The sequence below is a fragment of the Saccharothrix saharensis genome, assembly GCF_006716745.1.
GTDB classification, from domain to species: Bacteria; Actinomycetota; Actinomycetes; order Mycobacteriales; family Pseudonocardiaceae; genus Actinosynnema; species Actinosynnema saharense.
On the sequence record NZ_VFPP01000001.1, the window covers coordinates 8,477,914 to 8,492,147 of the forward strand.

The 14,234-nt window shown below is 73.6% G+C and carries 17 protein-coding genes; 12 read left to right on the plus strand and 5 right to left on the minus strand.

What is annotated here, in order from left to right:
• Positions 1-183: 183 nt before the first annotated feature.
• From FHX81_RS38420 to FHX81_RS38430, 3 genes are all read left to right on the plus strand, one after another.
• Positions 184-843: a hypothetical protein gene (locus tag FHX81_RS38420; protein WP_141983344.1), complete on the plus strand. Its 660-nt coding sequence runs from the start codon at positions 184-186 to the stop codon at positions 841-843.
• Between the two features lie 62 nt (positions 844-905).
• Positions 906-1,766: a geranyl diphosphate 2-C-methyltransferase gene (locus FHX81_RS38425; protein WP_141983345.1), complete on the plus strand. Its 861-nt coding sequence runs from the start codon at positions 906-908 to the stop codon at positions 1,764-1,766.
• A complete protein-coding gene (locus FHX81_RS38430; RefSeq protein ID WP_425473869.1) occupies positions 1,763-3,046 on the plus strand; it encodes a family 2 encapsulin nanocompartment cargo protein terpene cyclase in 1,284 nt (427 codons plus the stop codon). The genes FHX81_RS38425 and FHX81_RS38430 overlap by 4 nt, the downstream gene beginning before the upstream one ends.
• A gap of 57 nt (positions 3,047-3,103) precedes the next feature.
• On the opposite strand, the gene FHX81_RS38435 is transcribed toward FHX81_RS38430, so the two are convergent.
• From FHX81_RS38435 to FHX81_RS38450, 4 genes are all read right to left on the minus strand, one after another.
• Positions 3,104-3,367 (minus strand): hypothetical protein, encoded by a 264-nt coding sequence (locus tag FHX81_RS38435; RefSeq protein ID WP_141983346.1) that lies wholly within the window; start codon positions 3,365-3,367, stop codon positions 3,104-3,106.
• Between the two features lie 161 nt (positions 3,368-3,528).
• On the minus strand, positions 3,529-3,936 hold the full coding sequence (locus FHX81_RS38440; protein WP_141983347.1) for a hypothetical protein: 408 nt from the start codon (positions 3,934-3,936) through the stop codon (positions 3,529-3,531).
• Positions 3,937-3,942: 6 nt separating this feature from the next.
• Positions 3,943-4,248: a WhiB family transcriptional regulator gene (locus tag FHX81_RS38445; RefSeq protein WP_141984380.1), complete on the minus strand. Its 306-nt coding sequence runs from the start codon at positions 4,246-4,248 to the stop codon at positions 3,943-3,945.
• 293 nt (positions 4,249-4,541) lie between these two features.
• Complete coding sequence (locus tag FHX81_RS38450) at positions 4,542-4,994, minus strand: RNA polymerase sigma factor (protein WP_170232325.1); 453 nt, start codon at positions 4,992-4,994, stop codon at positions 4,542-4,544.
• A gap of 414 nt (positions 4,995-5,408) precedes the next feature.
• On the opposite strand from FHX81_RS38450, the gene FHX81_RS38455 reads away from it, so the two are divergent.
• The 9 genes from FHX81_RS38455 to FHX81_RS38495 are packed head-to-tail and all read left to right on the plus strand — an operon-like array spanning position 5,409 to position 11,697.
• Positions 5,409-6,560: a WXG100 family type VII secretion target gene (locus FHX81_RS38455; protein WP_141983349.1), complete on the plus strand. Its 1,152-nt coding sequence runs from the start codon at positions 5,409-5,411 to the stop codon at positions 6,558-6,560.
• 35 nt (positions 6,561-6,595) lie between these two features.
• Positions 6,596-6,973 carry a hypothetical protein gene (locus tag FHX81_RS38460; RefSeq protein WP_141983350.1) on the plus strand — a complete coding sequence of 126 codons (378 nt, stop codon included), beginning with the start codon at positions 6,596-6,598 and terminating at the stop codon, positions 6,971-6,973.
• Positions 6,970-7,791 carry an ESX secretion-associated protein EspG gene (locus tag FHX81_RS38465; protein ID WP_246108180.1) on the plus strand — a complete coding sequence of 274 codons (822 nt, stop codon included), beginning with the start codon at positions 6,970-6,972 and terminating at the stop codon, positions 7,789-7,791. Before FHX81_RS38460 ends, FHX81_RS38465 begins: the two co-directional genes overlap by 4 nt.
• Positions 7,788-8,213, plus strand: coding sequence for a YbaB/EbfC family nucleoid-associated protein (locus tag FHX81_RS38470; RefSeq protein ID WP_141983351.1), 426 nt, complete (start codon positions 7,788-7,790; stop codon positions 8,211-8,213). The genes FHX81_RS38465 and FHX81_RS38470 overlap by 4 nt, the downstream gene beginning before the upstream one ends.
• Positions 8,210-8,515 (plus strand): type VII secretion target, encoded by a 306-nt coding sequence (locus tag FHX81_RS38475; RefSeq protein WP_141983352.1) that lies wholly within the window; start codon positions 8,210-8,212, stop codon positions 8,513-8,515. The genes FHX81_RS38470 and FHX81_RS38475 overlap by 4 nt, the downstream gene beginning before the upstream one ends.
• Entirely contained in the window at positions 8,512-9,948 is a 1,437-nt protein-coding gene (locus FHX81_RS38480; protein WP_141983353.1) for a WXG100 family type VII secretion target, read from the plus strand. Before FHX81_RS38475 ends, FHX81_RS38480 begins: the two co-directional genes overlap by 4 nt.
• Positions 9,945-10,574: a hypothetical protein gene (locus tag FHX81_RS38485; protein ID WP_141983354.1), complete on the plus strand. Its 630-nt coding sequence runs from the start codon at positions 9,945-9,947 to the stop codon at positions 10,572-10,574. Before FHX81_RS38480 ends, FHX81_RS38485 begins: the two co-directional genes overlap by 4 nt.
• Before the next feature lie 15 nt (positions 10,575-10,589).
• On the plus strand, positions 10,590-10,940 hold the full coding sequence (locus FHX81_RS38490; RefSeq protein ID WP_141983355.1) for a hypothetical protein: 351 nt from the start codon (positions 10,590-10,592) through the stop codon (positions 10,938-10,940).
• A 10-nt stretch (positions 10,941-10,950) separates the two neighbouring features.
• Positions 10,951-11,697 carry a hypothetical protein gene (locus tag FHX81_RS38495; protein WP_141983356.1) on the plus strand — a complete coding sequence of 249 codons (747 nt, stop codon included), beginning with the start codon at positions 10,951-10,953 and terminating at the stop codon, positions 11,695-11,697.
• Here FHX81_RS38495 and FHX81_RS38500 read toward each other — a convergent pair.
• Positions 11,649-14,009: a helix-turn-helix domain-containing protein gene (locus FHX81_RS38500; protein ID WP_211363695.1), complete on the minus strand. Its 2,361-nt coding sequence runs from the start codon at positions 14,007-14,009 to the stop codon at positions 11,649-11,651. The two genes, FHX81_RS38495 and FHX81_RS38500, sit on opposite strands and share 49 nt — an antisense overlap.
• Positions 14,010-14,234 lie beyond the last annotated feature (225 nt).

Genomic DNA, 14,234 nt, shown 5'->3' on the forward strand with positions numbered 1-14,234 from the left:
TCGGGGTAGAAGATCACTCGCACGGCATAATGGTCCAGGAGATACTCTTTCCTCGTTCGGGTGACTTCACGTGGTCGATTCGCGCTGCTAGCGTCGAATCGATCGTGCCACGGAATCGCGCCGCGCAATCACCATCCGCAGCGCGGATTCGCCGTGGCCGCAAGACGGTGAATCGTCCGTGACGTGGATTGGGTGGTGCTCGTGACCCTCGCGGAACCCGTGGTGGCGCCCGACGCGCCCCGCACCCGGCTGAGCCTCGGCCCGGCCGCCGCGCGCAACCTCGCCACCACCACCGGGTCCGTGCCGCGGACGCAGGCCGTCTCGTCGCGCCGGCTGCTGAAGGTGCTGCCCCGGATCGAGGCGAAGGGCGGTGCGTTCCGGGTCGACCGCCGGCTCGGCCACGGGGTCGGCGACGGCCGCGTCACGTTCGTCGACACCGGATCGGGACCGGCCGTCGTCCCCGCGGAACCGGGCGGGTCGCCGTTGCCGCGCGGGTTCGACGAGCCGGACGTGCCGGCCGCGCCGGCGGACCGGTCCGAGCGCCGCGAGCACGAACCCGGTGACGTGGTGGTGGAGGCGGGCGCGCGGTCGGACGAGGCGTTCCTGATCGTGCACGGCAGGCTCCACGAGATCGGCGCCGGCGACTACGGCGACCCGACCGAAGGGGTCATCGGCCCGCACCAGACCGGGCTGCCGCACGAGCGCGAACCCGGCCTGACCGTGAAGGACAGGGGCACCGACGCCAAGGCGGTCACCTCGTACCTCGTCACCGCCCACCACTCGGTGGCCGTGCTCGTCCCCGACACCCGGGGCGGCCTGGACGACGTCGGGATCACCCGCTGACGACCCGTCCCGGACCAGCGCGTCACCTCCAGCCGACGAACAACCCGAAGGAGAACCCCCACATGACGACGACCACCCCGGCGTCCACCGTCCTGCGCACCGACTACCAGCGGTCCATCGCGGAGTACTGGAACAACGAGCAGGACCCGGTGAACATCAAGCTCGGTGAGGTCGACGGGATCTACCACCACCACTACGGGCTCGGCGAGTACGACGAGTCGGTGCTGTCCGGTCCCGAGGAGACCCGCGACGCGCGCATCATCGCCGAGCTGCACCGGCTGGAGAGCGCGCAGGCCGACGTGCTGCTGGACCACCTCGCCCCGATCCGGCCGGAAGACCGGTTGCTGGACGGCGGATCCGGCCGGGGCGGCACCAGCCTGATGGCCCACGACCGGTTCGGGTGCCGGGTGGACGGCGTGACGATCTCCCAGAAGCAGGTCGACTTCGCCAACGCCCAGGCCGCGCGGTGGGGTGTGGCGGACAAGGTGGCGTTCCACTTCAGGAACATGCTGGACACGGGTTTCGAGACCGGTGACTTCGCGGGCGTCTGGACCAACGAGACGACCATGTACGTCGACCTGTTCGAGCTGTTCGGCGAGTTCTCCCGCCTGCTGCGCCACGGCGGGCGGTACGTGTGCATCACCGGCTGCTACAACGACGTGACCGGTGGCCGGTCCAAGGCCGTCAGCCAGATCGACGAGCGCTACACGTGCAGCGTGCACGCGCGCAGCCAGTACTTCAAGGCGCTCACCGCCAACAACCTGGTGCCGATCCAGGTGGTCGACCTGACGCCGCAGACCATCCCGTACTGGGAGCTGCGCGAGCGGTCGTCGGTGGCGACGGGGGTGGAGAAGTCGTTCCTCACGGCGTACCGGGAGGGCAGCTTCCACTACCTGATGATCGTGGCGGACCGGGTGCGATGACCGCGGAGGCGACGCAGGGTCCGGCCGGGCGGGTGTCGCGCGCGCCCGGCCGGCCGGTGGAGGCGCTCCCGGCAGGGCTGCTCGCGACCGGCCTGGCCGCGGGCACTCCTGGCGCGATGGCCGGCGCGGCGGAGGGCGGGCCTCTCGACATGGCCCTCTCCGGTGTGGTGCGGGGAGGGCCGTCCGGGCTCGGCACGTCGGCGGCCCGGCTCGCGGCCCACCTCACGGGCGGCCTCGCCGAGGCCGTTCCGGCCCCTCCCACCCCGTCGGCCACTCCCACTGCCAACCCGGGCTACGTGGAGCGGGAGTGGGGCGACGGGACCGCGTCCCCGGTCTACGTGCCCGTGGTGGAGCGGATCGACGACGCGCTCGCCGACGAGGTCGACGACCGGCTGGTCCGGTGGGGCGAGCAGTGCGGCTTCCAGGGCGAAGAGCTCGACCAGCTCCGCAGGGCCGGGTTCGGGCGGCTGGCGATGCTCACCCACACCGACACCGACGACCCGGAGCAACTGCTGATCGCCGCCCGGCTCAACGCCGCGTGGTGGGCCGCCGACGACCTCTACGCGGACAACACCGACATGGGCGCCACACCCGCCGAACTACCGCCGCGCCTGGCGCTCGCGATGGCGGCGATGGACCCCGTGGCACCCGCCGGCGAGTTCGACGAGCCGCTGGAGGAGGCGGTCCGCGCCGAGCCGGTGCTGGTGGCGCTGCGGTCGGCCGTCAAGCACCTGGAACGCGCCGGCACCCCGGCCCAGGTGCAGCGGATCTGCTACTCCACCTTCACCATGTTCGTCAGCTGGAACACCTATGCGGCGTGGCGGTACACCGGCGAGTACCCGCCGGCGTGGAAGTACCTGGCCACCCGGCAGCACGACACCTTCGCCACCTCGATGACGCTGGTCGACCCCGTCGGCGGCTACGAGGTGCCGGCCAACCTCTACTACGACCCGCGCGTGCGGCGCGCCATCACCCAGGCGGGCACCGCGTCCGTCCTGATCAACGACCTGTTGTCGGTGGCCAAGGACGCGGCGGACGAGAACCCGGTCTGCAACATGGTGCTGCAGATCGCGGCGGACCGGAACTGCTCGATCGAGGAGGCGACCGAGGCCACCGTCACCCTGCACAACAAGTTCGTCCGCGACTTCGAGGAGCTGCACGCGGAACTCGCCGTCGTGCCGTCACCGGAACTCCACCGGTTCCTGCGCGGCCTCCGCGCCTGGATGGGCGGCGGTTTCGAGTGGCACAACACCAACCCGCGCTACCGGACCGAGTCCTGACGTGGGTTCCGGCGTCGGCGAGGGGTCACGGCCCGCTCGCCGACGCCCGGGTGGTGCCTACTCGCCGCGTGCCTGGCACGCCTCCAACGCCCACTGCTGCCGGCCGTACTCCTGGTAGAAGATGCGGTAGCAGCCGGTGAGGGAGTCCGAGTCGCACGCGTCGTGGGCGATCCACGCCTCGGCGTCGTGGTCGGTCGCGATGGTCATGCACGCGCCGAAGTCGCGCGGTGCCGAGGCCGCGTACGCCGACATGGGCACGAAAGCCCCGGCCAACGCGAAGGCGGCGCCCACTACCAAGCCCTTCGACAACAATGATCCCACGGTTGACTCCCCATACATCTCGTCCGGTTCGACGGCCCCAGTACACGCACCACCCGTCGACCTCGCCACCGGGGCGAGAGGGAATCCGACCTCCGCGCGACGAATTCCCCCGATCCGTGCGAATTCCGTCGTCGCGCATCACGTGGAGTGCCGATAACGCGTTATCGACGGCGTCGGCCACGACCACGTCGGGTGCACAATGCCGTGCCACCCGCCGCGAGCCCCGACACCCCGCCGTACAGCCACGCCCCACCGGGGGCGTGCAAGGCGAGGATCGCGATGACGGCGGCGACGACCGCGACGGCCGCCACGGCACCGCCGAGCGCCCAGCGCAGCAGCGACAACGCGTTGCGGGTGCGCTGCTCGTCGGCCAGGACGTAACCGAGCAGACCGGGCGCCGGACGGCCGGGCACCGACCGGTCCGGCGCTGACCGGTCCAGCGCCGACAGGTCGGGTTCCGAGTAGTCCGGCTCCGAGCGGTCGGGTGTCGGGCGGTCGGGTGTCGGGCGGTCGGGTGTCGGGCGGTCGGGTGTCGGGCGGTTCGGGCGACGCGCGGGAGTGGTGGGCACTGTCCCTCACCCCGCCGCCGCGTCGTCGGAGCCGTGTTCGCGGCGAGCGAGGTCGAGCAGCTCCCGCCACGACGTGACATCCGGCCTTCGACGCAGCAGTGCTCGCCGTTCCCGCTCCGTCATGCCGCCCCACACGCCGAACCCGATCCGGTTGTCCAGCGCCTCGGCCAGGCACTCGGTCCGCACCGGGCACCCCAGGCAGACGAGCTTCGCCTTGCGCTGCTCGGCACCGCGGACGAAGAGCTGGTCCGGCTCCTCGTCGCGACAGGACGCCCGCGCACGCCAGTCGTCCGTCCGGGCGGGCGGGCGCACGACCACCGCGGTGGGCAGCCGGGGCCCCCACCCCTCGTCCGCCGCGGACGGGTTCTCCGTGAGGTCGACGGCGACGGCGACCAGGAGGTCGGAGAGCTCCGCAGGTGCCATCCGCGCCTCCGCCGACCCGGCTCCGACCGCCGACCCGCGCCGGCCGGTCGTCCGCGGTGCCTGCTCACCGGCCGAACCGGCGAGGAGGCGGTTCTCCAGGTCCTCCTGCGCCGCGCCCAGGTCGTAGTCGGCGTAACGCGCGTCCAGGTCCGCCGCGATCCGGCGCAGCGTGTCGTCGATGTTCACCGCTCCTCCTTCCGTCGGTCGTCGTGGTCCTCGAGCCGCCGTCGGGCGTCCGACAGGTGGGAGTGGACAGCGGACGGGCTGATCCCGAGGTACCGGCCGATCTCCGCGACGTCCTCGCCGAGCAGGACGCGCATCTCCAGGCACTCGGCCTGTCGCGGGGTCAGCCGCGCGAGCATCCGCCGGAAGTCGAGCCGGGCCACGAGGCCGGCGACGTCGTCGGGCGCGGTCCAGCCGTCGGCCTGGTCCGCCACCGGCACCGGTTGTCTGCCGCGCTCGCGCCGGAAGTCGACGAGCGCGTCCCGCAGGACCTTGAACGCGAACGCCTCGGGGGAGCGGGCGGCCCGGAGCGCGGTTCGGGCCCGGTACAGGGCCAGGAAGGCGTCGCTGACGACGTCCTCGGAGTCGTGCCGGGTGAGCCCGCGCAGTGCCAGGTACTTGAGGAAGGTCACGCGGTGCGCTCGGTGGAACTCCGCGAACCACGTGTCCGACAACTTCCGGGCCCGACAGGTCCGAGCGTCACGCGGGCACGCGCACGACGCGCGCGGACACGTGCTCATGCTGGTCACGACCACCTCACCCCGCCATCAGCCACCGTGCCCGACCGGCTGTCGCCCACCGTTCACCTCCCATGCCGTCGCACGGTGCCGGTTCGTCCAGGCGATCGGTCGGACTTCACTCGTTCGTCGCAGCCCTTCCTCCTGCCCCACAAGGCCGCGCACGCCCGGATCGGCAGGGGTTCGCGCAGGTCGGGGGCACCGGACATGGATGGCCGGTCGATGGCCTCACGGTGGCCTGGTGATGGCCGCCCCACTGCGCCGAGCATCGGTCGCCACGAGCCCCGACGAACTGGTGGGAGCGCACGAATGATCGACGACCCGGTCGCGGCGATGGCGGGCGAGGTCTCCGCGGGGGTGGCGGAGATGGCCGACGCCATCACGGCGGTGCTCACGGAGATCGACGTCGCCGGGCAGGCGGTCGTCGCCGCGTTGAACGCCGCGTTGGCGGGCGCCCGCTACCCGGTCGCCTCGGCCGGCGCGGCCGAGGCGGCCTCGTCCGGGCCGACCAACTGGGCGGCCTACAGCCACGACGAGCTGTACCGGATGCTGCGGGAGCAGGCGGACGTCGGCGGCGTCAGCGAGATCGCCGCCGAGTGGGCACGCCACGCCGACGCCCTGACCGGCCACGCCGACACGTTGCGCGAGCAACGCGCGGCGCTCGCCGCGAACTGGCAGGGCAGGGCCGCCGAACGGGCGGCCGAGCGGATCGACCAGCTCGCCGGGCTGGTCGGCGCGATCGGCGCGCGGGCCCGCCAGGTCCGGCAGGCCGCGCAGGACTCGGCGGACGCGCTCGCGCTGGCCCGCAACACCATGCCCCCGCCGCCCGGACAACCGCCGCTCACCGCCGCGAGCGACGTTCCCGACACCGTCCGCCCGCCCGGCGGCACCGCCCCGGACGACGGCGTGGTGTTCGCGGTCGGGGCGGTGTTCACCGGCGGCACGAGCATGTTCGACGCCGACTTCCTCTCCGGCTCCGCCAAGTCGCGGGCCGAGGAGGTGATGCGCGGCTACGAGTCGAGCCTGCGCGGCAGCGACGCGCTGATCACGCCGCCGGTCGAGGCCGCGGTGGGCGAGACGGACCTGGGCGGCGTGACGACCACGGCCGGCGTCACGCCGGGCGCTGCGGCCGCGGGTGTGCCCGGTGGTGGCGGTGGGAGCGCCGGCGGTGGTGTGCCGTGGTCCCAGCTCACCCACGGCGGTGCCCCCGACCACGGTGGTGCGACCGGCCGGATCCCGGTCCCGCCCGGTGCCGGCGCGCCCGTGCTCCACAACGCCGTGAACCACCTCCAGGCGTCCGGACGCGGGCCGGGCGCTGCGGCCGGTGCGGGGTTCGCACCTTTCATGACCCCGATGGCGAGGTCGGACGGCGACAAGGACCACAAGCGGCAGCAACCGAACGTCGTGCGGGGTCTGTTCGACGACGACCGGGTCCCCAGCAAACCGATCATCGGCGAATGACCGGCCAGGCGCACGCACGGACAGGGGGAGACGACATGCCGGACGAGAAATCCGGACGCGGCTACGTGGTCGCGCCCGAGGAGCTGAACGCCCTGCTCAAGACGCTGGGTGAGGTCGCGGACGCGGTCCGGGAGCTGCTCGCCTCCGCCGAGCGGCTCGGGCGGCGACCGCCGCTGCTGGGCACCTCGCCGTTCGCGCTGGTGCTGGCCGACCGGCTGCGCGCCACCGCGGGCGAGGTCGGGCTGACCGGTGAGCTGGGCACCGCGGAACGCCACCTGCGGGACTACCACCGGTCGCTGATCTCGGCGCTGTCCGGCTACGTCGACCTCGACGAGACCGTGTCGGCCACGCTCGGCACCGCGAAGACCGTGCTCGACACGGCCGCGGACGGGGCGGGGAGGTTGCTCCCGTGATCGCCACCGAGCACCCGGTCGGCGCGTCCGCCGGCCGCCACCCCGCCGTCCACCTCGGGCTCGCCGAGCTCGACCTGCTCACCACGCACGCCGGTGTGCGGATGCCGTACCCGGTGAGGGTGCCGTCCTACGGGCGGACGGGCGGGGAACGCGCCGCGGTGCTGGCCATGGCGGGCGCGACGCTGACCGCGCGGGGCCTCGCCGACGACACCGGGCCGGTCGGCCCGGCGGCCGAGCTGGTGACCGCGCTGCGGGCCCGGCAGCACACCGTCGACCTGGTCGTGACCGGGGGCGTGGGTGGCCCGGTCGGCGTGCTGGCACTGCGGCACGGGTCGGTGGCGCTGGTGTGCCGGCAGGCGTTGACCCGCGGGCACGGCAACCCGGTCGCGGTCACCCGCCTCGCCTGGGACGAGCTGGCCGACGCGGTGTACCGGGACGTGCCCAGGCTGCCCGGCGCGCTCGTGGTGCCGATCTCGCTGGACGCCGGGGCCGTGGCCGCTGCGGGCGGGGCGCGCGGCGTCACGCGGGACGACCTGCGCGCGATGACCGCGGCCGCCGGCGGTGACCCGGACGAGCTGGACCGGCTGGCCGACCTGCTGCCGGCGGTGACGAGCCGGGGACAGCTCGGCGGCACCAGCGCGGGCCGGCGCACCCACGAGCTGTCCTGGCTGGACGGCCCGTCCGGGCGGGTCCGGATCGACCGCGGCGGTGACGGGTGGGTGAGCGTGAACCCGCTGCACCCCAAGGACATCCACCGCTTCATCCACCGACTCACCGGCGGTGGGGCGGCACCGGGAACAGGAGAGGAACGACAGTGAGCAGCGCAGAGCAGTGGCTGGCCGACTACCAACGGGAGTTGGCCGGCGCGGTGGACGGCGCGACGCGGGCGAACGCCCGGCTGCGCCAGGTCGGCGGGCACGCCATCGCGCCACGCGGCGAGGTCGAGGCGTGGGTCGGGGTGAGCGGCGCGCTGGAGCGGTTGCGGCTGACCGCGCAGGCCCGCGCGCTCGAACCCGACGTGCTGGCCGACCTGGTCGTGGCGACCGCCAAGGCGGCACAGCGGTCGGCGGCCGGGCAGATCACCGAGATCATGACCGACTTCGTCGGCCCGGGCGCGGCGCTCGACCTGGTCGAGGCGCACCTGCCTGCCGAGACCGCGGACACCGGCGGCCGGCGGCCCCGGCGGTCCGCCGCGGACGAGGACGACTACTTCGAGAACCCGGAGGTACGAGGCGAATGAGTGGTTTCGACGTCGACGTCGAGCAGCTGCGGTGGCACGCCACCACGGTCGCCGGCATCGCCGACCAGCTTTCCGGGGTGTCCGGTCGGGCGCCCGACCGCGTGGCCGACGGCGCGCTCGGCTCGTTCGCCCGGTTCCTGACCGCCGGGTTGTCCGGCGCGGTCGGGCAGGTCAACGCCGCGATCGGCGACGTGTCCGCCGCGGTGGACACGATGAGCGTCGGGATCCGCCGCTCCGCCGACGGCTACCAGCGCACCGACGGGAACTCCGCCGACCACCTCGTCCGGGAGTACCACCGATGAGCACCGACAAGACGACCACCCAGCTGCTGGCCGAGCTCTCCGAGGTGTCCACCGCGGTGCGCGAGTCGCGGTGGTCCACCGGCCCGTTGGCCGCTCTGCCCGCACCGGCGGACTTCGGCGCGCTGATCTCGTCGCCGAACCCGCTGGCCGGGTTGAGCAGCTCGGGCGTGGGCATGCTGACCCCGCACGTGTCGTTCCTGGCCAAACCGCTCGACCAGTTCCGCGGCGACTCGGGCGCGGTCAGCACGCCGGCGCAGGGCATGGCGACCGCGGCCACGGACCTCCGCGCGCTCGCCGACACCCTCCGCCAGACCGGCACCACCGAGACCAGCGGGTGGACCGGCGAGGCCGCGGACGAGCACCGGGCCACCAGCGCCCAGTTCGCCGAGGGCGTCACGGCGATCTCCGAGGCGGCGAAGACGATCTCCGGCGCGATCTCCGGCGCGGGCGAGGAGGTGGTCAAGGCGCTCGCCGAGATCGTCCGGCTCATCGGTGAGGCGGTCGGCGAGATGGTCCCGGTGATGGCGGACGGCATCGCCCGCGCCCCGCTGACGATGGGCGCGAGCATCCCCGAGGCGATCGCGAAGTGCGTCGCCATCGCCAACGAGTGCGGCGCGGAGATCGCGAAGGTCATGGCCAACCTGCTGGCCAACGCCGCGAACCTGATGAAGCTCGTCACCATGGTGCTGACGATCGTGGACGCGGTCGTCCAGCTCCTGCGGAAGCTGGCCGAGCTCGCCCGGGGCAGCGGCGGCGACACACCGGCCACCGGCGGCACCTCGCCGGAATCGCCGGAATCCGGCGAGGGGGCGGCCACCGACGACGACCGGCCCGCCGCCACCGACGACCCCGCCACCGACAGCACCCCCGCGTCCGCCGAAGCCGGCCAGGAGGCGACCTCCACCCGGACCGACCCGACCGGCACGACCACCGGCACGACCGGCGACCGGGACCGGGCCGCTCCGCTCCCGGCCGGCACCACGACCGCCGTCGGCGCGCCGTCCTCGCTCACGACGCCGAGCTCCAGCCCGGGTTCGCCGACCACGAGCACGTCCTCCCTCGGCACCACGGGTGCGCCACCGCTCGGCGGCGTGGCCCCGATGGCCGCCTGGTCGGGCACCGGCACGTCCGGTGCCCGCTCGTCGAACCGCCTGGCCGCCGGCGGCTCCACCGCGGTGGGCGCGCCGAAGGAGACGAGCGCGGACCGACCGACCGCCGCCACCGGCGGCGGCACGCCGTCGACCGGTGGGTCGGCCATGCCGATGTCCATGCCGCTCGCCGGCCGGGGCCAGGGCGCCGACGACGCCGAGCACCAGCGGCGCTACGAGATCAGCGACGACGATTCGTTCACCGCCGAGGAGCAGCCCGCCCTGCTCGACTCCGGGGTCATCACCTCGATCGCCGGCGAGGAACCGGGAGAGCCGGCCCCGTGACACCTTCCGTGGACAGCGGCGACATCGGCCGTTCCCTCGCCAAGCTGGACGTGCTCGGTGACCCGGACACCCTCCGCGCGCGAGCCGAGGCGTTCCTGGCGGCGGAGAAGCCCGAACCGGGCGACCGCTACGACGGCACGGACCCGACCAGGTCCATCCGGGTGGAGGTCGACCCGCGCGGCCTCGTGCTCGGCATCGACATCGCACCCACCTGGCGCAGCCGCCTGGAGCCGGACCGGTTCGCCGGCGCGCTGCACGACGCGTACCGGGAGGCGGTGCGCGCCGCGCTCGCCGCCGAGTCGACCGCGAAGCGCTCCCGGCCGACCGCGACACCCGGCAGCGAGCCGCCCCCCGACCCGGACGGCCACTCCGTGGCGGAGTGGTTGGCCGCGACGCGGGCCAAGCTGCACCGGGTCGACGAGCAACTGCGCGACCTGCCCACGGGCACCGCGGTGCCGGACCGCGAGGTCCGCAGCCCGAACGGGTACCTGACGCTGCGGCTCACCGCCGGGAGCGTCACCGCCGTCACCGCGAACACCAAGGCCCTGAAGTGGGCCAAACCCGGCACGCTCCGCGAGGACGCCACGGACGCGTTCCGTGCCGCGGACCTGACGGCCGAGCGCTGAGCGAGGAGGAGAACGTTGGCCGGATACCAAGTCATCACCCGGGCGCTGCGCAACGAGTCCCCGAAGTGGGACGAGTTCGCCGAGCGGGCCAGGCAGGTCCTGGGCCAGGTCGTGGCGGGCAACCTGGAGGTCTCCGCGTTCTTCGTCGGCGATCCCAGCGCGTTGGCCCTGGTCGGCACCCTCCGGTCCGAGCTGCACCGGGACGCCTACGAGCAGTTCCGCTCGTTCGTCGAATCCGCGCTGCGCGGTGCGGTGACCGAGTTCCCGCAGATCGGCGACGTGCTGATCGACATCGCCAACCGCTACGACGAGGCCGAGCAGCTCATCGAGCTCGACCTCAACCAGACCTACAGCGCCCACCCGTAGAGGCCGTCACATGACCACCAGAGAAGAACTGCTCAACCCGCTCAACGAAGCGTTCGACAAGGTCAAGCGCGCGGTCGAGGAGATGACCACGAAGTTCGACGAGGTGACCGACAAGCTGTCGAGCCCGGAGGTCGCCCTCGTCCTGGGCCCCGTCCCGCTGTACCTCACCAGGAACGACGTGGAGGACCTGGGCGAGCTCGTCCAGAAGGTGATCGACCTGGCGGACTACGCGGTGCAGCACCACCTGCCCGTCGTCTCGCTGATCAACCAGAGCTTCAACTGGCTGGAGAACGTGAAGGCGCCGATGTCGGAGATGTCGTCGCGCACGAGCGTCTGGCGCGACCAGGACTTCGAGTACTGGCGCGAGGCGGCGGGCTTCGCCTACCGGACCAAGGCCACCGCGCAGCAGGGCGCGATCGACGACATCGCCGCCAAGGCGGAGTTCATCAGCAAGTGGCTGTTCGAGATCGCCCAGGCCAACGTGAACTACATGGTCGAGCTCGCCGGGATAGCCGCCGAGGTGGCCGGGAAGGTCGCCCAGCTCGCCGTCAAGGCCGGCACCATCGTCCTGCTCCCGCTCGCCGCCGCCGACGCGGCCGACATCGTCGGCAACCTCGTCGACAAGGGCCTCAAGAACCTGGTCAAGGAGGCCGATCGGTTCATGGCCACGCTGGGCAAGATCCGCGAGGTGGAGAGCCAGCTCGCGGACTACACCAAGTTCCCCGGCGGCAAGTGGCCGGAGGCCGTGGCGGGCTGACCGCCGGGGTCCGCGCGCCCGCGGTCGTGGTCGCGCTCGGCGAGGTGGGCCTGCAGGCGGGCGTGGCGGAACTGGTAGTAGGGGCCCGACTGGCGCAGCACACCGCGCCGGCACGCGTCCTCGAGGAACGCCACGACCGCCCACGGCAGCCGGCCGGTGAGCGGCAGCCAGACCCGGGCGAACACCAGCCAGTGGCCCCACGGGGTCATGCCGAGCACGTACCCGGCCGCGCCGGCGATCGCGCTGACCAGGCCGGCCGCCACCACCAGCGACGGTGCCCAGTCGAGGTCGATCCCGAACGGACGACCGACGTCCAGCGCGTCCACCACCTCGGCGGCCGCCACGATGAAGCAGCCGAACAACGGTGCGAGCACGAGCGCCGGTCCGGCCAACAGCGCGCGGTTGGCCCGGATGAGGTCGGCGGGCCTGCCGGCGGAGCCGAGGTCCACCGGGGTCTCGATCATGCCGAGGACCCGGAACACCAGCCCCACCCCGACCGCGTAGACGATCCCGAACGCCACCGCGTCGAAGACCCAGGTGCCGAGCGCGGACGCGGAGCGGGAGGTCACCACGTCGAGCAGCCGGTGCGCCGTGCCGAGGCAGACGCCGAACACGAACCCGCACAGGGTGCCCAACCGCAGCCGACCTCCCGTCTCCGCGCTCAACCGCCGTCGTCCACCCCACACGCTGATCCGGAGGTACAACGGCGCCGGCACCTCGCGGCCGACCGTCACCGCGTAGCTGACCACCATCAGCGCCGCGCCCAGGACACCGACCAGCAGACCCGAGGGGAACCAGGAACCGACGCCGATCCGCACCCCGAACGCGGCCGCGACCCCTTCCACCAGCCAGTCGACCACGGCGGCCGTGACGCCCGCGAACAGCCCGAGCACCAGGGTCCGCGACCAGCGCCCCGACGCCGTGCCGAACTCCCACCAGGCCAGGTCGGTGGTGCGCCGCCGGTCCAGGTGCGTGGCCAGGAAGCGCAGCCACCGCGTGGCGTCCTCGACCGACCAGCGCTGGTCCAGGCCCACGGCGCGGTCCAGCGGTCGGCGGCGGTACGCGGTCGGCACGAAGCCGGCCAGCAGGTGGTCGGCGATGCTCTCCGCGGTGGGGAACCTCCGCGCGTCCAGCAGCTCGGCCGGGTCACGTCCGGTCGCGTCGCCGTAGTTGGCGCGGGCCAGGCCGACCATCAGCGGGGTGGACAGCGCGACGGCCGGCGGGTGGTCCGGCCGTCGGGCCAGCTCGCGCAGCACCGGGTCCCAGACCGTCGCACCCTCGGCCGCGGTCCGGCGCGCGGTGCGCGGCAGGTAGTCGGCGAGGTCCGCGACGGTGAGGTCGGCCAGCTCGACCGCGGCCGCGCCGCGCAGCACCCGGGAAGCCGTGACCGCCTCCCGGTACTCGTCCGGCCTGCTGGTCAGCACGAGCGGCAGGACGGTCTGGTTGAGGGCGACGAGGGCCGCCCGGTGCAGCCCGTCGGCGATCTCGTCGAAGCCGTCGAGCACCGGCAGCACCCGACCGCTCTCGATCAGCCGGGCGGCGAGCGTCGAACCGCTGCGGCTCGGCCCCGCCAGGCCGGGGTAGTGCCGGGTCAGCTCGGCGACCAGCCACTCGTGCAGCGACGTCTTGCGCGGGTGCCACGAGCCGATGCCGAGCACGACCGGGACCGCGCCGGCCGCGGTCGACGGGTTGAGCAGGTCCAGCACGAGCCGCACGGCGAGCATGCTCTTGCCCGCTCCCGCCCGGCCGAGCACGACGAGCCGCCCGGACGGGACGCGCCGGTAACAGGCCACGATCCCGTCCAGCGCGCCGGCCAGGTCGGTCGGCGCGTCCGGGTCGGTCAGCTCGGCGCCCGCCGAGCGCCACCGCAGTGGCAACGGGCCGGGATCGTGGATCCGACGCCGGATCTCCTCCTGCTGCCACCGCGCCCGGACCACGTCGGCGAGCTCGTCGGCCGCGTCGATCAGCTCGCGTTCGTTCGCGGTCAGGTAGCGCACGGACCCGGTGGAGGCCGGTCGTGCGGACGCCACCGGCGAGTCCGGTGTGGACGGTTCGGCGGGCGCGGCGGCCTGTCCCACCGCGGCCAGCAGGGTCGCGCGCTCCGAGGGGGACAGCGCCAGCGCTTCCGCCAACTGGCGCACCGTGCTCAGCTGCGGGTTCGACCCGGACCCGGTCTCGAACCGCCGGACGGTCCGCACCGCGACCCCCGACCGCACGGCCAACTCGTCCTGCGTCAACCCGGCCTCCCGGCGGAACTGGCGCAACAACGAGCCGAACCGGTCTGCCACCTCGTACCCCCGACCACGGATCACGTCCGAGGCCCCAACGTAGCGAAGGCCGGACCACTCGTATCCGCAAAAGGACTTCTCCGACGCGCGGACGGGTGAACACCGGGTCGCGCCCGCCTCCGCCCGCTGCCGGGGCTCGCGCTTGCGGACACCCGTAGTCCCGGTTGCTCCCCAGTGCTGACAGCGCTGGTCCGGGCCGGTGAATCGCGGGTCGCGCCCGCCGGGGCGGGTGGCACTCTGGCCCACTGT

Excerpts from the sequence above, each read along its gene's own strand:
- FHX81_RS38480 (WP_141983353.1), top strand. The coding sequence starts at position 8,512 with ATGAGCACCGACAAGACGACCACCCAGCTGCTGGCCGAGCTCTCCGAG.
- FHX81_RS38475 (WP_141983352.1), top strand. The coding sequence starts at position 8,210 with ATGAGTGGTTTCGACGTCGACGTCGAGCAGCTGCGGTGGCACGCCACC.
- FHX81_RS38425 (WP_141983345.1), top strand. The coding sequence starts at position 906 with ATGACGACGACCACCCCGGCGTCCACCGTCCTGCGCACCGACTACCAG.
- FHX81_RS38495 (WP_141983356.1), top strand. The coding sequence starts at position 10,951 with ATGACCACCAGAGAAGAACTGCTCAACCCGCTCAACGAAGCGTTCGAC.
- FHX81_RS38460 (WP_141983350.1), top strand. The coding sequence starts at position 6,596 with ATGCCGGACGAGAAATCCGGACGCGGCTACGTGGTCGCGCCCGAGGAG.
- FHX81_RS38430 (WP_425473869.1), top strand. The coding sequence starts at position 1,763 with ATGACCGCGGAGGCGACGCAGGGTCCGGCCGGGCGGGTGTCGCGCGCG.
- FHX81_RS38455 (WP_141983349.1), top strand. The coding sequence starts at position 5,409 with ATGATCGACGACCCGGTCGCGGCGATGGCGGGCGAGGTCTCCGCGGGG.